Below are 17,140 nucleotides of genomic sequence, written 5' to 3'. Positions count from 1 at the left end.
CATAATTGGAGTACACCCATGTCCACAACAGAAACGGCCATCGTTATCGGCGGCGGCATCGCCGGACCCGTCACCGCCACCGCACTGCACAAGGCGGGTCTCGCCGCTCGCGTCTACGAGGCCTATCCCGGACCGACCTTCGGCATCGGCAGCGGGCTGGCATTGGCGCCGAACGGTGTTGCCGCCCTTGATATCGTCGGAGCCGGTGACCTCGTTCGCGAGATAGCGAGTCCGGTATCGCATATGCAGATGTCGGTCGGCGGCAAAGTATTGCAGATGCCGGAAATGCCCGACGTGCCGTCGTTGAAGTTGGTCGACCGCAACGAATTGCACCGGACACTGCACGATAACGCGGTCGCCGCTGGCATTCCCTTCGAATACAACAAGCGACTCGTCCGCGTCGACGAGGACGCGGACGGCGTCACCGCGCATTTCGCCGACGGCAGTAGCGCAACCGCCGACGTGCTGATCGGCGCGGACGGTATTCGATCCACGGTGCGCGGCCTGATCGACCCGAATAATCCGGGACCGGAGTACACCGGGATGATCGGATTCGGCGCGATGCTCGACAATGATTTCGGAATTCCTCCGGAGACCATGGTTTTCGCGTTCGGGAAGAAGGCGTACTACCTCTATGGCTCGGTCGATGACGACAAGGTCATGTGGGGTGCGAATCTGCCGCACAAGGAGTATCTGTCGCTGACCGAGGCGCGCGCGATTCCGGCCGAGCGCTGGTTGGCAATCCTGCGGGAGACCTACGCCGAGGACACCCCGGGCGGCGAATTCGCCCGCAGGACCACCGCCGAAAACCTGGAAACGACTGGGGCGCTGCATATTATGCCGCCAGTGCCGACCTGGCATCGGGGGCGTATGGTGCTGGTCGGGGATTCGGTGCACGCACCGTCCAACAGTTCGGGTCAGGGGGCGTCGCTGGCCATCGAGAGTGCCGTGCAGTTGGCGCGTTGTCTGCGGGACCTGCCGGATCACACCGCGGCCTTCGCCGCCTATGAAGGGGTGCGGCGGCCGCGCGTGGAGGGTGTCGCGGCTCGGGCACGCAAGATCAACCACAGCAAGACGCCGGGGCCGGTCGCGCGCCGGATGATGTCCATGCTGATGCCGCTGCTGATCAAAGGGATGAACCCGGAGAAGACCATGGGGGTCGAGCAGCGGTATCGGATCGACTGGGATGCGCCGGTGCAGCAGGAGTTGCTGACCGCGAAGGCGTAGTGCTGGTGCTGCCCGCCGCTGCCGCGGCGGGCGGCATTGGTTCGAACCCGGTGACCGGTTCATCCGTAACGTAGGAGATGGGAACCGAACATCAGGGGGGATAGCGAGTGCGTACCGATCCTGCGCTGCAGCTGACCGGGCTTTATAAGCGATTCGGCGGTCCCTGGGTGGTCGACGATGTCGGCCTCACGGTGCCGCCGGGTTCGTTCTTCGGGCTCGTCGGCCCCAATGGTGCGGGCAAGACGACCACCCTGTCCATGGCCTGCGGACTGTTGCGGCCGGACGCCGGACAGGCGCGGATCTTCGGTGTCGATGTCTGGGCCGATCCGATCGCCGCGAAGACGTTGGCGGGCGTACTGCCGGACGGACTCGCGCTACCGGAGCGCCTGACCGGTAGTGAACTGCTGACTTACACCGGTTTACTGCGTGGCCTGCCCGCGCATACGGTGGCCGAGCGGGCCGAGGAATTGCTCGGCGTTTTCGAATTGACCGCTGCCGAACGGACTCTCGTCGTCGACTACTCCGCGGGTATGCGCAAGAAGATCGGGTTGGCAACGGCGTTGCTGCACGCACCGAAACTGCTGGTGCTCGACGAACCGTTCGAGGCGGTGGATCCGGTGTCGGCAAGCACGATTCGTACCATTCTGCAGCGGTTCGTCGCGGCGGGCGGCGCGGTGGTGCTGTCGAGTCATGTGATGGCGCTGGTGGAGAACCTGTGCGATCGGGTCGCGGTGATCACCGCCGGGCGGGTGGTGGCCGCGGGCACGCTCGATGAGGTGCGCGGGGACAGCACATTGGAGGCGGCGTTCGTGCACCTGGTCGGTGGGCGCGTCGGCGGGGAGGACGGGCTGTCGTGGTTGGCGTCCTGATCCGGATGCGATTGCTGTTGACCAAGCGCGCCTTGGGCAATGGCTGGCAAGGTGTCACATTCGTCAGTGGTCTGATCATCGGCCTCGTATTCGCGCTCGGCACCACGGGTCTCATCGGATTCGGGGTCCGCGACGGCGATGTGTCCGGTGGCATCACGGTGGCCGCCGCGTGGTACGGAATATGGACGCTGGGCTGGCTGTGCGGTCCGGTATTGATGGGCAGCAGCGATGAGACCGTACAGCCCGAACATCTGCGGCTGTTGCCGCTGAGCCATCGGCAGTTGGCTACCGGGTTATTGGCTTCGGCCTTTGTCGGTCCCGCGCCGGTGATCAATCTGCTGGCCTTCTCCGGACTTGTTGTGCTTGCGGCGCAACTGAGTTGGGGTGCGACCGCAGTGGCGCTGGTCGGTGTGGTGTTGCAGCTGATTTTCGTGGTGGTGCTCTCGCGGGTGGTGCTGGCCTGGATCGGTGCCGCAATGCGTTCGCGGCGCGGACGCGATCTCGGGGTGCTGCTCGCCGGTCTCGCCGGTTTGGCCTACTACCCGATGAGCTTCCTGCTGAATCATGTGGATGCGGTGCGGGAATCGGCACCCTGGTCGGCGAGTCTGTTGCGCGCGTTGCCTTCCGGGTGGGCGCCGACGGCGGTTGGTGCGGCGGCGCGCGGGGACTGGGTGACGGCGCTGGCCGCGTTGGTGGGGTTGGCGGCCTCGGCGGCCGTGCTCTGGCAGGCATGGTCGGTGCTGCTGCGGCGACGGTTGACCGCGCCGCTGGATGCGGCGACCGGCGCGACCGGGCGTGGCATGCTGCTGAGCCGGGTGCGGACGTCCGGGCCGGTCGGTGCGGTGGTGGTCAAGGAATTGCGGACCTGGTCGCGCGACAGTCGCCGCCGGGCGGCGCTACTGCCCGTGCTGCTGGTGGGGGCGCTATTGCCGGTATTTCCGGCGATACAGGGCGACAGCACGGGCGGCGTAGTGTTCGCCGGTGTGAGCGCCGCGTGGTTCGCGGGCTTGGCCGCCAATAATCTCTACGGCTACGACGGCACGGCACTCTGGCAGACATTGGTGACGCCCGGTGCGGTGCGCGCGGATGTGCGGGGGCGAATGCTGGCCCTGCTGCTGGTGATCGGCCTGCCGTCTGTGCTGCTCGCGGTGATTTTGCCAGGTGCGCTCGGCCGCTGGGCAATGTACCCGTGGACGCTGTCGCTGCTGTCCACGGTGCTCGGCGTCGGCGCGGGTGCGGCCGTATTCCTATCGGTCACCGCGCCCTATCCGCTGCCCCCGCGCACCGGAAACCCTTTCGCCTCCTCCGGAAATCCGGGCTGTGCAAAGGCATTGGTGCAAGTCGCCACCAGCTTGGGCCAATTGGTTGCGGTGATCCCGGTCCTGATCGTGCTGATCGTCGGCCGAATTCTCGAACTCACCGCCGTGCTGTGGCTGGCCCTGCCGGTCGGGATTGTGATCGGGATCGTCGGTGCCGTGGTCGGTGCCCGTCTCGCCGAAGAGCGGTTGGCCGCCCGTGGTCCGGAGGTGCTTGCTGCTGTGCAGCCGCGTTGATGCTGGTCGGGGTGCGATCGGCTGGTTGGGTATTAGGAGAGAAATACACTTGTCGGGTGGGCGATAGGGATTCCGATGGCAGTCTCGATCTGAATCAGCTGCGGACGTTCCTGGCGGTACATCGCGCCGGATCCATTACGGCGGGCGCGCGATTGGTGGGGTTGTCGCAGCCGACGGTGACAACGCAGTTGCAGGCTTTGGAGAAGCGGCTGGGGTATCGGCTGTTCGAGCGGTTGCCACGTGGGGTCGCATCGACCGCCGCGGCCGTGGAGCTGGCGGCGCGGGTGGCCGGGCCGTTGGATGCGCTCGACGCGGTCACGGGTGCGGCGGTACCCGCCGCCCCGGTGCCACAGCCGCCGGTGCGGCTGGCTGGACCCGCCGAATTGCTTGCGGTGCAGGCTCTTCCGGCTCTCGCACCATTGATCGAGCGCGGTGTGCGGCTGACGGTCACCGCGGGCCTTTCCGAAGAGCTACTGTCCGGTCTGCGCGCCGGACACTACGACCTCATCGTGTCCACGGTGCGCCCCCGCGGCCGCGCGTTGGTCGCCGAACCGCTCGTCGACGAGGAATTCGTTTTGGTCGCCGCGCCCGAGTTGGCCGCAAGCATCGATACCACGCGGCTGCGCGCCGACGGACCGGCCGTCCTCACCGATCAACCCCTGGTCAGCTACTCGGCCGAACTCCCCATCCTGCGCCGTTACTGGCGGCACGTCTTCGGCGTCCGCCTCGCCGCCGAAGCCGCAGTAGTCGTCGCCGACCTGCGCGCCGTCACCGCAACCGTCGCAGCGGGTGCGGGCATCAGTGTCCTCCCCCGATACCTCTGCGCCCCCGAACTCGCCGCGGGCACCCTGGTCGCCCTGCTCGAACCCGACGACCCCCCCATCAACACCGGCTTCCTGGTCCGCCGCCCCGGCACTACCTCCCGCCCCCACGTCGACCTGGTCCACGAGCACCTACGTGTCGCCGCGCGAACCTGGTGAATCGCCGCTGATGTGCGCCCGGCGGTTTGGTGCCGGTTCTCGGTTGGCGGGCGCGTGGTGAATACTGGGCACCCCGTCTCGCGGCCGGGCACCCATGCACGGGGTGCCCGGTCAGGGGGCAGGGTGCCCGGCACCCCTTGTGCCTGATTCTCGGTGTGTATCCCGCACAGCTATTCCCGCACGCGACCAATCGTCCGGCCGCGACCTGCTCGCGGTCCGCGCGCTGGGGTGGTTTGGTGTCGGTTGGCGGGTGCGTGTGGTGAATCGCGCTGAGGTGGGTGCGTCGGATTCGTGCGTTCTCGATGCACCGCGACCTCGTCCGTGCATGGTTCGGGGCAGATGTGCGTCGCGGCGGGTCGGTGCTGACGTGGGCGGCGCTGGTTGTCCGAGGTGGTCTGCTCCTACGCACTTGTCAGTGCCGCAGGTCAGCCGTAGGCGCAGGTGCTCGATGTCGGGCAAGGCCGGCTGCCACAGCGGTGGGTTCGCATTGCCGCGAAAGCTAGTTGATCTGTGCCTGGCGCTGTTCGGAGCGGCGGCGCAGGAATTCCGCGGTTCGGTCGTCGGCGGGGAGGAAGGCTTCGAGGTGGAGTTCGGCGAGGGTTATGTCTACGGCGGTGGCGAAGCTGGTGATGGTGGTGATCAGGCGGAGTTCGCCGTCGGGGCTGGCCAGACGCAGGGGGACGGCGAAGCCGAGATGGTCGGGGCCGGGGGTGGCGTCGGGGAGATAGCCTTCGAGTTCGGCTATGAAGTCGTCGAGGCGGGGGTCCGGACTGCGCAGTGCCTTGCCGCGCAGGCTTTCGGTGACGTGGCGGCCCCATTCGGGCAGATTCAGCACGCGTCGCGCCAGACCGTCGGGGTGCAGGGCCAGGCGAAGCACATTGACGGGCGGGGTGATCAGTTCCGCCGCGGCCCCCTCGGTGAGGATATCGAAGGCGGCATTGGCGGCGACCAATTGGCCGTAGGGGCGGGTGACGACCGCGGGGTAGGGCAGGTGCCCGTCGAGAATGCGGGCCAAGGCGGCCCGTACCGGACCCAATTCCGGTGTGTCCAAATCGGATTCGGGAAATATCGGGGCATAACCCGCGGCAAGCAGCAGGGCGTTGCGCTCCCGCAGCGACAGTTCCAGCGATTCGGCCAGCCGTACCACCATGGTGCGTCCCGGGCGTGAGCGCCCCTGCTCCAGGAAGCTCAGATAGCGCTGGCTGGTATCCGCGCGTATGGCCAGTTCGAGCTGGCTCACATGCCGCTGCGTGCGCCAGCGCCGCAACTGCTGAGCGAACGCGTTCGGCTCTACCACGGTCGTCATGATCTCAGTGATATCCGACCCGGGGTGTCCGTGCCATTCCCTGGAGGGAATCGCGCCGCAGCGCCGCGATCACAAAACTCGGTGCCATGAGCAAGCAACTGGATGACAGCGACCTGGCCCGCTTCGCGGAGCGCTACATGGCCCAATGGAACGAATCCGATCCGCAGCTCCGGCGCAAGCTGATCGAGGAGGTCTGGGCATCCTCCGGCGCTCAGACGCTGGTCGATCCGCCGGTGGAGATCCGCGCGGCGGCGGCGAACCTGAACTTCGCCGTACCCGCCCTGGAAGTGCGCGGCCACGATGCGATGGCAGCCCGGGTGTCGCGGGCCTACGAGATGTTCGTGGCACCCGGCGAATACCTCTTCGAGGTCGGCGTGGCCACCCGGCTGCCCGCCGGTCTGATCGGCCTGCCCTGGTCGATGGTTTCGCGCACCGACGGTTCGGTCGCGGGTGGCGGCTTCGAGGTGATCGGCCTCGACTCCGACGGCCGCATCACCTCCGACCACCAGTTCATCGAAGGCGTGCGATGACCGATACCTTGCGGTTCAGCCGAATCGTGCGCACCGAGGACGGTGGTTCCCGATTCGTCGATGCCGAGCTCGAGCTGACCGGACGGACCCTCGCCGCAGGCGTGCCCGCGATGGCCGTCGCCGGAATGTCGGCGGCGGCAACCGTAACCTACTTGCGCAGTGCGCAATTCGACAGCGAACCCCATCCCGCGCCGGCGCGGCAGTGGGTGGTGATGCTGCGCGGCGTGATCGAGGTGACCACGAGTGACGGCGTGCGGCGCAGATTCGGCCCTGGCGACCTCGTCCATGTCGAGGACACCGCTGGCCGCGGCCACATCACCACCGGTGTCGGAGCAGCGCCCTTCGAGGCGTTGTTCGTCCCGACCACAGGAAGCAGATCATGAATGCCATTGCCTACCACCTCGATCCATTACCGGGTCTGGCCGGTTTGACCGTCCGGGATCAGGAGCTGCCACAGCCGGGGCCGAATCAGGTGGTCATCAGGGTGCGTGCGGCCTCGCTCAACCGGCGCGACCTCATGCTGATGAACGGCAGCTATCCGTTGCCCGCCACCCCGGACATCATCCCGCTGTCCGACGGTGTGGGTGAGGTTATCGCCGTCGGCGACGAGGTGACTCGCACCTCGCTCGGCGATCGGGTGACCGCGTCGTACTTCGTGCACTACATCAACGGCCCGCAGCGGCTGGCGCACGTCGCCGAACAATACGGCGCCAACTACAACGGGATGCTGGCCACCTATGCGGTCATCGAAGAGGATTCGGTGGTGCATGTGCCCGAACATCTCACCGATGTCGAGGCGGCCACCCTGACCTGCGCGGGAGTCGTCGCGTGGGCGGCGCTGACCACACCGGTACCGGTGTCTGCGGACCAGACAATACTGACTGTCGGCACGGGTACCGTCGCGTTGTTCGCAGTGCAGCACGCGAAAATGCTCGGTGCACGGGTTATTTCGATCACCTCCGGCCCGGATAAGGCAGAGCGGCTGCACAAGCTCGGTGCGGACGAGACCATCGACCGCAACGTGACGTTCGACTGGGACCAGCGGGTGCTCGAACTCACCGGCGGCCATGGCGTCGAACATGTGGTGGAGGCCGTCGGACTGCCCACGCTGTCGAAATCGGTGCGTTCCGCGGGCTATAACGCGATGATCACCATGATCGGCGCCGTGCAGCTGCCGCCGGGGCAGCCATTCGAGAATCCGTTCGTCGGACCGTATCTCGCGATCCGCCGGATCGCGGTCGGCAGCAGGGACGATTTCGAGGCGATGAACCGCACCATCACCGCGCATCGCATGCGCCCGGTCATCGATCGGATGTTTCCGCTCGACCAGGCGGAGGAGGCCTACCGCTACTTCCGTGACGACAATCCTTTCGGCAAGGTCGTCATCACCATGCCTTAGTCGGCGCGGCCAGTGGAAGCGATCTCAGGCCTCGAAGGGCACGATATTGCCTGCCGGATCACGGACTCCGATGGCAGCTTCGATGGCGGCCGCCAACTCACCGACGCTGGTCCAGGTGCGTGGCGGCTCCGCCTCGAGATTGCCGATGGTGTACCAGGTCTCGGTCTTGCGATAGCGGACCAGACCTTTACCCGTCGCATCGATGGTCACATCGAGTTCGCCGGAGACCGTTCCTTCCTCTTCGGTCATGACGGCGGCCTTGGCGGAAATCTCGATGATGTCGCTTATTTGAACTCTCCTCGACGGACGCAGTCGTCGACTGCGGTGCGCAGTGCGGTGTGTTCGGCCGGATCAACGTTCAGCGCATATTTTACTTTGATCTTGACGTAATGCTCGAGATAGCCACACCGGAATTTTCCCGGCGGCAGATATCCCGAGACGTCCTGATCACCCTTCGACCTGTTGGCCGAGGGGTCGGAGGCGATCAGATTGACCGCGTCGTTGGCGATCCGGCGGCGGGTATCCTCGTCGCGTTTGTTCGCACCCGAACGCCATGCCTCGGCCAGCGGCACGATGTGTTCGGCGTCGACACCCGCTGGATCGGTAATGAACTTGTACGGCTTGAGTTTTCCGGTCTTCGAATCCAGCACGCCGTACTGGTCCTGCCAGCCACCACCTTTGCCGACGGTGAGCTCACAGGTTTTCGGGTCGAGCTTGACCGGGCCCGTCGCGTCCCTGAGCATCATCACGTCACGGCTGGTGCACTTGCTGTACTGCGTGAAGTCGGGACCGAAGCCGTGCTCGGGCTTGTTGGTATCCCAGTGCGGAAACTTCTCCCGGCTGTAGCCGTCCATCGACTCTTCGGGCGCGTCGACGAGCTGGCCGAGCAGGTCGGTGATGTCCTTGCCGGAAACCGTCGCGGCATTCGCCGGTCCGGATCCCGTACCCGACTTGTCGATAGAGGAACAGGCAACGGCGACAACAACAGCCAATACGATAGGTGCACCAGCAGCGAGTACGCGACGCGCGGTGCGGGACGACAACCACTTCACAAAGATCGAACTTCCTAGCCTCACACCGATGAATTTGTCGGGCGTCAAGCTACCTGCACCCGCTCGTCCCGTATGTGATTGTCGCGTATGACGTTCGGCACATCTAGTCGAAGAACGCACTGCGTGGCAAGGGGACTCGACGGCAGACGCGAAACCACCCCTGATTCGGCGTGCCGGCGCCGTTCCAGGGGTGGTCCTGTCACGAATGAGCTCGTGCCGAGGCCGAATGAACGGGCCGGTTGTCCAGGCCGGATGATCCGTTCACACGGCGCCACGAGGCTGATGAGGGAAGTCTCGTCGAGCCGTGTTGTACCGCGGTAACTCCTCGTGACGGTCTGTGGGAACTTCATTGTTCTTACGTAGATCGACAGTAGATCAATCCGGATTCCTTTGCAATCGCTTTACTTAAGTCTGAGAATCTCCTGAATGGCGCATCGAGCGGTTGAAACATGTACGGCTCACATACGGAAGTTAGGTTTACCTGCAGTTGTGTCGAGACGGGCCGTCCGCGCGACTTCGAGATGGGTGATGAGCGTCACATCGGGTGGCGGTCACAGCGGATGCGGAATGTGTGTCGAAACCGGGTGCAGGCAACAAAAGCCGGATCCAGGAAGGACCCACATCATGGCTACCGTCGACGTTCTCGACTCGTTCATCAACTACACCGACCTCGGTGCCGGTTCGGTACCGGTGGTGTTCCTGCACGGCAACCCGACCTCATCGCACCTGTGGCGCAATGTGATCCCGCATGTCACCGACCAAACCCGGGTGCTCGCACCGGATCTGATCGGGATGGGTGCGTCCGGGAAGCCCGACAGTTCCTACCGCCTCGCCGATCACGCCCGCTATCTGGATGCCTGGTTCGACGCACTCGGCCTCGACCAGGTCGTCATCGTCGGACACGACTGGGGCGGTGCACTCGGTATGCACTGGGCGGCACGGCATCCCGAGCGCATCCGGGGCGTCGCGCTGATCGAGACATTCCTGCGGCCGATGCGCTGGGACGATCTCCCGCCGCTCGGCGCCGAACTGTTCCGCAAATTCCGGACGGCCGAGGGGGAGCGCATGGTGCTCGAGGAGAATATGTTCATCGAGTTCAATCTGCCGAGGGGCATTCTCGATTTGCAGCCCGAAGATCACGATGTGTATCGCGCGCCCTTCCCGACGCCGGAATCGCGCAGGCCGATATTGGCCTGGACGCGCGAATTTCCGCTGGAGGGTGAGCCTGCCGACGTGGTCGCACTGGTGCAGAACTACGACCGGTGGGCGGCGGACTCGCCGGGGGTGCCCAAGCTCCTCATGGCGCTGGACAATGGCGTCGGCCTCGGTTCGCCGGAGGTGATCGCGTGGGCCGGCGAGACCTTCGCCGGCGCCGAGGTCGTCTCGGTCGGCGCGGCGGGACACCACGCGCCGGAGGATCAGCCCGATGCGATCGGGACCGCGGTCGCGACGTGGTTGCGCGCCCACTCGTTGACGACGGCGACCGCGAGTGCGTGAGCCGGGTGCGCCGCGCGGTGAGGTCATCCGCGCGGCACGCCTCGGGTAGGGACCGGACTTGCGCAACGCCGGATACCGCCGAAGGATTGTGCGGTGGAACCCGAGTTATCGCACTCCGTCTCAGCGCATGCCGCAACGGCCGACTCCGCCGCGCGCGTCGAGGACATCGCTCGGGAGCGGGCACTGGTCGATCGAGCCATTGCCGGCGACGGAGCCGCCATCTCGGATGTGGTGCGCCAGCTTCAGGATCCGCTGTACCGGCTGGCGCTGCGGATGGTGTGGCGGCCCGCCGAGGCCGAGGATGCGACGCAGGAAATCCTGCTGCGCGTGGTCGGCAATCTCGCGACATGGCGGGGTGAGGCCAAGCTGCTGACCTGGGCCTACCGGATCGGCGTGAACTATCTGCTGAACCTGGAGCGCCAGACGCCACAAGAGGCGGCACAGCTCAGCCTCGACGCCTACGGTGCCAGTTTGGCGGACGGGCTCGCCGCCGAGGACTATCGCGGACCCGAGGCCGAGTTGCTCTCCCATGAGGTGCGGCTCAACTGCAGCCAGGCCATGCTGCAGTGCCTGGCCCGCGACGAGCGGGTCGCCTTCGTACTCGGCGATGTGTTCGAACTCCGCTCCGCCGACGCGGCCTGGATTCTGGGCATCACGGCACCCGCATTCCGAAAGCGGCTGGAACGAGCCAAGAAACGCATCGGCACTTTCCTGAACTCGGCCTGCGGGGTTGCCGATCCCGAGGCGTTCTGTCGCTGCTCGCGTCGGGTGGACAAGGCATTGGCGCTGGGGCGCGTCGATCCGAAGCGGCCGGTATTCGCCCGGCATGCGGTGAGTCCGGGGGGCCGCACCGTCACCGAGGCCGAGCAGCAGATGATCCGACTGCACGAGGCAGCGGCGGTGATCCGACTGCACCCGGATTACGCTGCGCCGCAGGCGAAAATGGATGCGATCGCCGGACTACTGAGTTCGGGCCGGTTCCCGATGCTCGACTGAACGATTACGCATTGGCCGGGAATCGCACCTCGGTCAGTTCTTCGGATGCGGTCCACAATGCGGCGGCCAGGTCGGCATTCGCGGCGGCGGTGCTGCGGCCGACGACCTTCGGGTAACCGCGGACTTCGAACCAGCCGTCCGGGCCGACATAGCTGCCCGGCGGCAGCTGCTGGCTGGCGGCGAACAGCGTGGGCAGCGCACCGGAACTCGCATTCTGGGCGAGCAGCTTATTGCCGACCCGCATGGCCTCGTGCAGGATCCGGTTGCCGGAATGGCTCTGCAGATTCGTTGCGGACCAGCCGGGATGGGCGCTCAGCGCGAGTCGGGATCCGGATGCGCTGAAACGTCGCTGTAGTTCGAGGGTGAACAGCAGATTGGCGAGTTTGGACTGCCCGTAGGCGGCGGCGGAGTTGTAGGTCCGGGTTTCCCAGTTGAGGTCGTCGAGGTCGATGCTGCCGCGGCGATGCGCCTGCGAGGAGATGGTCACCACGCGGTCGGTGATATGCGGCAGCAGCAGATTCGTCAGCGCGAAATGGCCCAGGTGGTTGGTGCCGAATTGGCGCTCGAAACCATCCTCCGTGCGTCCGGCGGGGACCAGCATGATGCCGGCATTGTTCACCAGCACATCGATATCCCCGGACCAGTCCGCGGCGAAGCGGCGCACGGAGGCCAGGTCGGCGAGATCGAGTTCGCGCACCTCGGTGTGGCCCGGAATACTCTGCGCCGCCTCCGCGCCGCGGGCGGTATCACGCACCGCGAGCACGACGCGGGCGCCGACGCGGGCCAGTTCACGGGCCGTCACCAGACCTATCCCACTATTGGCGCCGGTGACGACGACGGTGCGTCCGTCGAATCGGGGCAGATCTGCGGAAGTCCATTCAGGGTTCGTCATAGCGCCCAATGTAGGCAGTGACTACAAAGTAGTCAATGCCAACACTGCCGCGGAATCGGATATCCTGCAGCAACCATGAGTTTTGTCCGCTCCCGCTCCTATCACCACGGTGACCTGCGCGCCGAACTGCTCCAGCGCGCCGAGGCCACATTGCGCGAGTCCGGCGCGGACGGGCTTTCGCTGCGTCAGCTGGCCCGCGACCTCGGCGTCAGTCATGCCGCGCCGAGCCGGCACTTCCGGGATAAGCAGGCACTGCTCGACGCGCTCGCACTGGTCGGTTTCGACCGGCTCGCCGCGGTGTACGGCGAGGTCGACCCGACCGGATCGTTTTCCGAGCGGCTGCATGCCGTCGCGCGCGCCTACCTGAATTTCGCCATCGACAATCCGGCGTTGCTCGCGCTGATGTTCGCGCGCAAGCACAGTCCGACCTCGGGCGAGGAAATGGTGGCGGCGGTCGGGCGCGCCTTTACCGTGCCCCTCGCATTGATTGCCGAAGGGCAGGCGCGTGGCGAAGTCGTCGTGGGTGATCCGATGCGGATCGGAATTGCCGCCATCGCCGCACTGCACGGGCTGGCCACCTTTGTCGGGTCCGGGTTCGTCGAAGCGCAGGATGCGGAAGCGGCACTGGCCGAGACCATTACCCGATTGACCTACGGTCTGCGCCCCCGCGATTGACCGCGCCCACCTACTCGAGGAGAACGCGATGAGTTCGACCATCACCGCACGGCACGCCTTCGACACCGCGGTCGCGCTGACACCCGACGATGCCGGAAACTTCAGCGGTCGAACGACTCCCGAGTACGCCAATATGGTCGGCCCATTCGGTGGCATCACCGCGGCAACCGTATTGCGTGCGGTGCAACAACATCCGCAATGTCTCGGTGATCCGATCTCGCTCACCGTCAATTTCGCGGGCCCGATCGCCGAGGGGCCTTTCATCATTGCCGCGCAACCGGTGCGGACCAACCGCACCACCCAGCACTGGACGCTGTCGATGAGTCAGGACGGTGTCGTGACCACCACGGCCACCGCGGTTTTCGGCACCCGCCGCGAGACCTGGACCGCAACCGAGGCCGCCGCGCCCGCCGCGCCGGCACCGGACGCCATCGAGCCGGACACCCTGCCCGAATTCATTGCCTGGGTGGACAATTACGAGATGCGCTTCATCGAGGGCGGTATTACCCAACTCGACGGCGCCGCGGAGCAGCCGACTTCCACCACGACGCTCTGGGTTCGTGACCGGCCCGCGCGCCCGCTGGACTACCCGGCCCTCACCGCGCTGAGCGATGTGTTCTTTCCGCGGGTGATGGTGCGACTCGGCCGCGTCGTCCCCGCCGGAACCGTCACGCTGACCGTGTATTTCCACGCCGATACCGAACGCCTCGCGACCCAGGCTGAACACCCGCTGCTGGCCACCGCGCGCTCCCAGCATTTCGGCAAGGGTTTCTTCGATCAGTCGGCCGAACTCTGGGCGCACGACGGTGGATTACTCGCGACGAGTCATCAGTTGGTGTACTTCAAGGCCTGACGATCAGGCCGGTCGGAGCAGCGGCCCGGTGAGTACACCGCGAATGGTTTTGGTGGCGACGACTGCCCAGGCCCCGACCAGTCCGACATACAGCGCGACCGCAGTCACGGCGAAGATATCGGCACCGGTGTGGGTGTAGAGCGCGATGCTACCGGTAATGCAGGTGCCGAGCGGAAAGGTGAAGCCCCACCAGGTCATGTTGAACGTCAATTCGCCTGCGCGAGCGGTCTTTGCGGTCACGGCGGCGGCCAGCGTCAGCCATAGCATCGCGAACCCCCAGGTGATGACGCCGAAGATCACCGAGAAGACGGTCAGCCCCTCGGCGTAGAGGTCGGGCAGGGCCGAGGGCCCGGCATCGGCGAGCAGGCCTGCGGCGGTGACGGATTGGCCGAGCGGGCCGAGCACGAGCCAGAGGGTCGGCACCAGGCCCGACTGCGGGACCCCGTGGTGCACCAGTCGTGACCAGATCATGGTGGTGATGACCAGCGCGGCGATCAGGCTCAGGCCGAACATGGCCAGGCACAGCAGGATCATGGTGAGCCGCAATTGGCCTTCGGGCAGATAGGGGACCAGCAGTGCGCCCATCGCGGCCGACACCATCGGCGGCACCACAGGCATCAGCCATCCGCCGAAAGCGGCATCGGTCTCGATGTTGTCGTGGGTGAACATCCGATAGGGGATGGCGACGGCGGTCAGCAGGCCGAGCGTGGTGCCGAGCGACCACAAAATCCCGTCGATGGCGAGCGCGGCATCGAGGCCGATCAGCTCGCGGCCGAGCAGCAGGGTGCCGGCGCCGACGGTCAGCAGCGCCATGGGTGGCGCGCCGTAGAAATGCGCCATGACCGGGTGATCCTTGTGACTGCGGGCCTGTTCCGGATAGCGCACGCAGTGCCCGACCCAGGCGGCGCACAATGCCACGAGCAGCAGTGCGGCCAGCGTCCAGACGACCGTGGCCGCGCCGCGCAGTCCGGGGAACTGCAGGGGCAGCGTGACCGTGGCATTGGCGACAATGCCGGTGCCCATGACGGCGGCGAACCAGTTGGGTCCGAGATACCGCAGCGAGCGGGGTGCGACGCGGTGGGTCGCATCGAGTCCGAGCTCGCCGAGCAGACGCCGCGGGGGTGCGGGGCGGAAGGTTGCTGTGGCGGTCATGAGTCCAGGTTCGTCGGCGTCGGCGGTGTCGAGTAGCCATCGCATTTCTATGGGTGCATAGACTCGTTCTATGCCCCTGTCGCCGCGTGTGCCCGATCTGGCCGCGCTCGACCTGCTGCTTTCGGTCATCGAACTCGGCAGTCTCGGACGCGCGGCGCAGGCGCACGGCATCAGCCAGCCGTCGGCGTCCTCCCGCATCCGCTATCTGGAGAAGCTGGTCGGGATGCCGGTGCTGGAGCGCACGACCCTCGGTTCTCGGCCGACGCCGGCGGGGGCATTGATCGCCGAATGGGCACGCGGAGTCGTCGATGCGGCGGAGCAATTGGCCGCGGGCATCGACACCTTATGCGCCGAACGCGATTCGCAGCTGCGGGTGGCGGCGAGTCAGACCATTGCCGAATACCTGTTCCCCGGCTGGCTCATGACCTTGCGTGGCAGCGCACCCGATACCGCGATCGCGTTGCGGTCCGGCAATTCCGTCGAGGTCGCACAGGCGGTGCTCGACGGCAAGGACGCCATCGGTTTCATCGAGAGTCCGCGCAATTTCCGTGGGCTGGAGAGTCACGTCGTGGCCCGCGATCGACTGGTCGTTGTGGTTGCGCCGCAACATCGCTGGGCCCGCCACGGCTCGGTCGACCTGGCCGAACTCGCCGTCACCGCGCTGATCCAGCGCGAACCCGGATCGGGCACCCGGACCTGGTTCGAAAATGCTGTCGCACGGGCCATTCCGGGCTGGGCACCCACGGTCGCGCTGGAACTTTCCTCCACCACCGCCATCAAAACCGCGGTCGCCTCCGGTGCGGGCCCCGCCGTGCTCAGCTCCCTGGCCGTGGCTGCCGAAATCACCGCGGGCGCACTCGCATCCCCGACCGTCAACGGTTTGGATCTGACCCGAACCCTGCGCGCGGTCTGGCCCGTGGGCCACCGCCTGACCGGCCCCGCCCGCGATCTCTACGCCATCGCCCGCCGCACCTAAACCGCGTCGGAACTTTGGGCCGTCGGCGGAATTCCGGTGTCCAGGAAGCGGATCAGGCGATCAATGCGGATGGTGTGGTCGATGCAGCGTTCGAGGTCATTGCCCACCAGGGCGATATCGATGGCGGCTTCGGTGGCGGTTCGCTCGGTCAGCGTGGAGTGGAGTTGCCGGTGCAGTCGATTCATTTCCGGGGTGCCGGATTCCGGGGTGGTGGGTTGGCGCCCGGTGGCGACCGATTGACCCGCGAGGGCGGTGTGGTGGGCGGCCAGGCGGCCCATGGTGGTGAGGATATCCATGAGGGGTTGCGGCGCAATGGGTTCTGGATGGCATTTGTAGACCTGGTCGGCGACGCGGCTGATCAGCGTGCCGATCCGGGACAGTTCACCGGCGATCTGGATGGCGGTGACCACATGCCGCAGGTCGCGTGCGACCGGCGCCTGCAGTGCGAGCAGCACGACGGTCCTGGCCTCGCAGGAGGAGTACATCTTCTGTAGCTGCTCGTCGAGCGCGAAGGCTTCGTAGGTGGCGGCGAGATCGGCGTCGCCGAGCGCGGCCGTGACACGCTCGGCGGCGTCGTGGGCGAGTCGACACATGAGCGTCAAATCATTGGTCAACGCGATGAGCTCGCGGGTGAACTGGGTCCGCACTCGGCACATTGTCGCTTATCGCCGCGCCGTCCAGAAGACGAATCTCGACTCGATCATCGCATTGGCCGGAATACACACCCGGGTCGATCGTGCGAACGGATCCACCTGAGCTCGAGCCGCCGGTGCTAGCGTCGGGTCATGGCGAACTTGCGTGATCTTCAGCACCGAGTCGTGACCACAGTCCAGCGGCGGGTGGGGAATCCGATTCTGCGCAGATTGCCGAGGCAGCAGTTGCTCGAGACCGTTGGGCGGGTGAGTGGGCAGCCGCGGATTACGCCGATCGGGGGTCGGCGGGTCGCCCAGGAGTTCTGGCTCGTCTCCGAATTCGGTGACCGGTCGCAATACGTTCGAAATATCAAGGCCGACAATCGGGTTCGCGTGCGGCTGCACGGGCATTGGCACACCGGTACGGCGCATCTGCTGCCCGATGACGATCCGCGTGCCCGGTTGCAATCGCTGCCCAAGGCCAATAGCGCTGCCGTTCGATTGGTCGGTACCGACTTGCTGACCGTACGGATCGATCTCGACGACTGACG

19 protein-coding genes are annotated in these 17,140 nt (G+C 66.1%); 13 read left to right on the top strand and 6 right to left on the bottom strand.

Annotated elements, in window-relative coordinates; all coding sequences use genetic code 11:
• Positions 1-18: 18 nt before the first annotated feature.
• The 4 genes from AB0L58_RS26360 (at position 19) to AB0L58_RS26345 (ending at position 4,629) form a co-directional block, all read left to right on the top strand.
• A complete protein-coding gene (locus AB0L58_RS26360; RefSeq protein WP_364390417.1) occupies positions 19-1,227 on the top strand; it encodes an FAD-dependent monooxygenase in 1,209 nt (402 codons plus the stop codon).
• Between the two features lie 125 nt (positions 1,228-1,352).
• Positions 1,353-2,096, top strand: coding sequence for an ABC transporter ATP-binding protein (locus AB0L58_RS26355; protein ID WP_364390472.1), 744 nt, complete (start codon positions 1,353-1,355; stop codon positions 2,094-2,096).
• Positions 2,081-3,649 (top strand): hypothetical protein, encoded by a 1,569-nt coding sequence (locus tag AB0L58_RS26350; protein ID WP_364390416.1) that lies wholly within the window; start codon positions 2,081-2,083, stop codon positions 3,647-3,649. Before AB0L58_RS26355 ends, AB0L58_RS26350 begins: the two co-directional genes overlap by 16 nt.
• A 56-nt stretch (positions 3,650-3,705) precedes the next feature.
• Positions 3,706-4,629, top strand: a complete 924-nt coding sequence (locus AB0L58_RS26345) for a LysR family transcriptional regulator (protein ID WP_364390414.1) — start codon at positions 3,706-3,708, stop codon at positions 4,627-4,629.
• Positions 4,630-5,128: 499 nt separating this feature from the next.
• On the opposite strand, the gene AB0L58_RS26340 is transcribed toward AB0L58_RS26345, so the two are convergent.
• Positions 5,129-5,935, bottom strand: a complete 807-nt coding sequence (locus tag AB0L58_RS26340) for a helix-turn-helix transcriptional regulator (RefSeq protein ID WP_364390412.1) — start codon at positions 5,933-5,935, stop codon at positions 5,129-5,131.
• Positions 5,936-6,021: 86 nt separating this feature from the next.
• On the opposite strand from AB0L58_RS26340, the gene AB0L58_RS26335 reads away from it, so the two are divergent.
• The 3 genes from AB0L58_RS26335 to AB0L58_RS26325 are packed head-to-tail and all read left to right on the top strand — an operon-like array spanning position 6,022 to position 7,864.
• Positions 6,022-6,465 carry a hypothetical protein gene (locus AB0L58_RS26335; RefSeq protein ID WP_364390410.1) on the top strand — a complete coding sequence of 148 codons (444 nt, stop codon included), beginning with the start codon at positions 6,022-6,024 and terminating at the stop codon, positions 6,463-6,465.
• Entirely contained in the window at positions 6,462-6,848 is a 387-nt protein-coding gene (locus AB0L58_RS26330; RefSeq protein WP_364390409.1) for a hypothetical protein, read from the top strand. Before AB0L58_RS26335 ends, AB0L58_RS26330 begins: the two co-directional genes overlap by 4 nt.
• The gene (locus AB0L58_RS26325) at positions 6,845-7,864 is read left to right on the top strand and encodes an NAD(P)-dependent alcohol dehydrogenase (RefSeq protein WP_364390408.1); all 1,020 of its coding nucleotides are present in this window, start codon (positions 6,845-6,847) and stop codon (positions 7,862-7,864) included. Before AB0L58_RS26330 ends, AB0L58_RS26325 begins: the two co-directional genes overlap by 4 nt.
• Before the next feature lie 24 nt (positions 7,865-7,888).
• Here the strand turns inward: AB0L58_RS26325 and AB0L58_RS26320 are convergent, their stop codons facing one another.
• Together AB0L58_RS26320 and AB0L58_RS26315 are read right to left on the bottom strand one after the other, a co-directional pair.
• On the bottom strand, positions 7,889-8,113 hold the full coding sequence (locus tag AB0L58_RS26320; RefSeq protein WP_364390406.1) for a hypothetical protein: 225 nt from the start codon (positions 8,111-8,113) through the stop codon (positions 7,889-7,891).
• Between the two features lie 35 nt (positions 8,114-8,148).
• Positions 8,149-8,916: an HNH endonuclease family protein gene (locus tag AB0L58_RS26315; RefSeq protein WP_364390405.1), complete on the bottom strand. Its 768-nt coding sequence runs from the start codon at positions 8,914-8,916 to the stop codon at positions 8,149-8,151.
• Between the two features lie 624 nt (positions 8,917-9,540).
• Between AB0L58_RS26315 and AB0L58_RS26310 the strand changes: the two genes are divergently transcribed.
• Together AB0L58_RS26310 and AB0L58_RS26305 are read left to right on the top strand one after the other, a co-directional pair.
• On the top strand, positions 9,541-10,413 hold the full coding sequence (locus tag AB0L58_RS26310) for a haloalkane dehalogenase (protein WP_364390403.1): 873 nt from the start codon (positions 9,541-9,543) through the stop codon (positions 10,411-10,413).
• A gap of 93 nt (positions 10,414-10,506) precedes the next feature.
• Positions 10,507-11,409 carry an RNA polymerase sigma factor gene (locus tag AB0L58_RS26305; RefSeq protein ID WP_364390402.1) on the top strand — a complete coding sequence of 301 codons (903 nt, stop codon included), beginning with the start codon at positions 10,507-10,509 and terminating at the stop codon, positions 11,407-11,409.
• A gap of 4 nt (positions 11,410-11,413) precedes the next feature.
• Here AB0L58_RS26305 and AB0L58_RS26300 read toward each other — a convergent pair whose 3' ends face one another.
• Positions 11,414-12,301: an oxidoreductase gene (locus AB0L58_RS26300; protein WP_364390400.1), complete on the bottom strand. Its 888-nt coding sequence runs from the start codon at positions 12,299-12,301 to the stop codon at positions 11,414-11,416.
• Positions 12,302-12,376: 75 nt separating this feature from the next.
• On the opposite strand from AB0L58_RS26300, the gene AB0L58_RS26295 reads away from it, so the two are divergent.
• Positions 12,377-12,976 (top strand): WHG domain-containing protein, encoded by a 600-nt coding sequence (locus AB0L58_RS26295; RefSeq protein WP_364390398.1) that lies wholly within the window; start codon positions 12,377-12,379, stop codon positions 12,974-12,976.
• A gap of 28 nt (positions 12,977-13,004) precedes the next feature.
• Positions 13,005-13,829 carry a thioesterase family protein gene (locus AB0L58_RS26290; protein ID WP_364390396.1) on the top strand — a complete coding sequence of 275 codons (825 nt, stop codon included), beginning with the start codon at positions 13,005-13,007 and terminating at the stop codon, positions 13,827-13,829.
• Between the two features lie 3 nt (positions 13,830-13,832).
• Here AB0L58_RS26290 and AB0L58_RS26285 read toward each other — a convergent pair whose 3' ends face one another.
• Complete coding sequence (locus AB0L58_RS26285; protein ID WP_364390395.1) at positions 13,833-14,981, bottom strand: TDT family transporter; 1,149 nt, start codon at positions 14,979-14,981, stop codon at positions 13,833-13,835.
• A gap of 70 nt (positions 14,982-15,051) precedes the next feature.
• Here AB0L58_RS26285 and AB0L58_RS26280 point away from each other — a divergent pair, with 70 nt between their 5' ends.
• A complete protein-coding gene (locus AB0L58_RS26280) occupies positions 15,052-15,957 on the top strand; it encodes a LysR family transcriptional regulator (RefSeq protein ID WP_364390394.1) in 906 nt (301 codons plus the stop codon).
• Here AB0L58_RS26280 and AB0L58_RS26275 read toward each other — a convergent pair.
• Positions 15,954-16,613: a PhoU domain-containing protein gene (locus tag AB0L58_RS26275; RefSeq protein ID WP_364390393.1), complete on the bottom strand. Its 660-nt coding sequence runs from the start codon at positions 16,611-16,613 to the stop codon at positions 15,954-15,956. The two genes, AB0L58_RS26280 and AB0L58_RS26275, sit on opposite strands and share 4 nt — an antisense overlap.
• A gap of 129 nt (positions 16,614-16,742) precedes the next feature.
• Between AB0L58_RS26275 and AB0L58_RS26270 the strand changes: the two genes are divergently transcribed.
• Positions 16,743-17,138 carry a nitroreductase/quinone reductase family protein gene (locus AB0L58_RS26270; protein WP_364390391.1) on the top strand — a complete coding sequence of 132 codons (396 nt, stop codon included), beginning with the start codon at positions 16,743-16,745 and terminating at the stop codon, positions 17,136-17,138.
• Positions 17,139-17,140 lie beyond the last annotated feature (2 nt).

Source organism: Nocardia sp. NPDC052112, assembly GCF_040680135.1.
Lineage (GTDB): Bacteria > Actinomycetota > Actinomycetes > Mycobacteriales > Mycobacteriaceae > Nocardia.
Note: the sequence above shows the minus strand (reverse complement) of the source record. Positions and strands in the feature narration are given on the sequence as shown.

What these genes read in the sequence shown, in the direction of transcription:
- AB0L58_RS26360 (WP_364390417.1), top strand. Translation starts at nt 19, where the DNA reads ATGTCCACAACAGAAACGGCCATCGTTATCGGCGGCGGCATCGCCGGA.
- AB0L58_RS26340 (WP_364390412.1), bottom strand. Translation starts at nt 5,935, where the DNA reads ATGACGACCGTGGTAGAGCCGAACGCGTTCGCTCAGCAGTTGCGGCGC.
- AB0L58_RS26335 (WP_364390410.1), top strand. Translation starts at nt 6,022, where the DNA reads ATGAGCAAGCAACTGGATGACAGCGACCTGGCCCGCTTCGCGGAGCGC.
- AB0L58_RS26330 (WP_364390409.1), top strand. Translation starts at nt 6,462, where the DNA reads ATGACCGATACCTTGCGGTTCAGCCGAATCGTGCGCACCGAGGACGGT.
- AB0L58_RS26325 (WP_364390408.1), top strand. Translation starts at nt 6,845, where the DNA reads ATGAATGCCATTGCCTACCACCTCGATCCATTACCGGGTCTGGCCGGT.
- AB0L58_RS26320 (WP_364390406.1), bottom strand. Translation starts at nt 8,113, where the DNA reads ATGACCGAAGAGGAAGGAACGGTCTCCGGCGAACTCGATGTGACCATC.
- AB0L58_RS26310 (WP_364390403.1), top strand. Translation starts at nt 9,541, where the DNA reads ATGGCTACCGTCGACGTTCTCGACTCGTTCATCAACTACACCGACCTC.
- AB0L58_RS26300 (WP_364390400.1), bottom strand. Translation starts at nt 12,301, where the DNA reads ATGACGAACCCTGAATGGACTTCCGCAGATCTGCCCCGATTCGACGGA.
- AB0L58_RS26295 (WP_364390398.1), top strand. Translation starts at nt 12,377, where the DNA reads ATGAGTTTTGTCCGCTCCCGCTCCTATCACCACGGTGACCTGCGCGCC.
- AB0L58_RS26290 (WP_364390396.1), top strand. Translation starts at nt 13,005, where the DNA reads ATGAGTTCGACCATCACCGCACGGCACGCCTTCGACACCGCGGTCGCG.
- AB0L58_RS26285 (WP_364390395.1), bottom strand. Translation starts at nt 14,981, where the DNA reads ATGACCGCCACAGCAACCTTCCGCCCCGCACCCCCGCGGCGTCTGCTC.
- AB0L58_RS26280 (WP_364390394.1), top strand. Translation starts at nt 15,052, where the DNA reads ATGCCCCTGTCGCCGCGTGTGCCCGATCTGGCCGCGCTCGACCTGCTG.
- AB0L58_RS26275 (WP_364390393.1), bottom strand. Translation starts at nt 16,613, where the DNA reads ATGTGCCGAGTGCGGACCCAGTTCACCCGCGAGCTCATCGCGTTGACC.
- AB0L58_RS26270 (WP_364390391.1), top strand. Translation starts at nt 16,743, where the DNA reads ATGGCGAACTTGCGTGATCTTCAGCACCGAGTCGTGACCACAGTCCAG.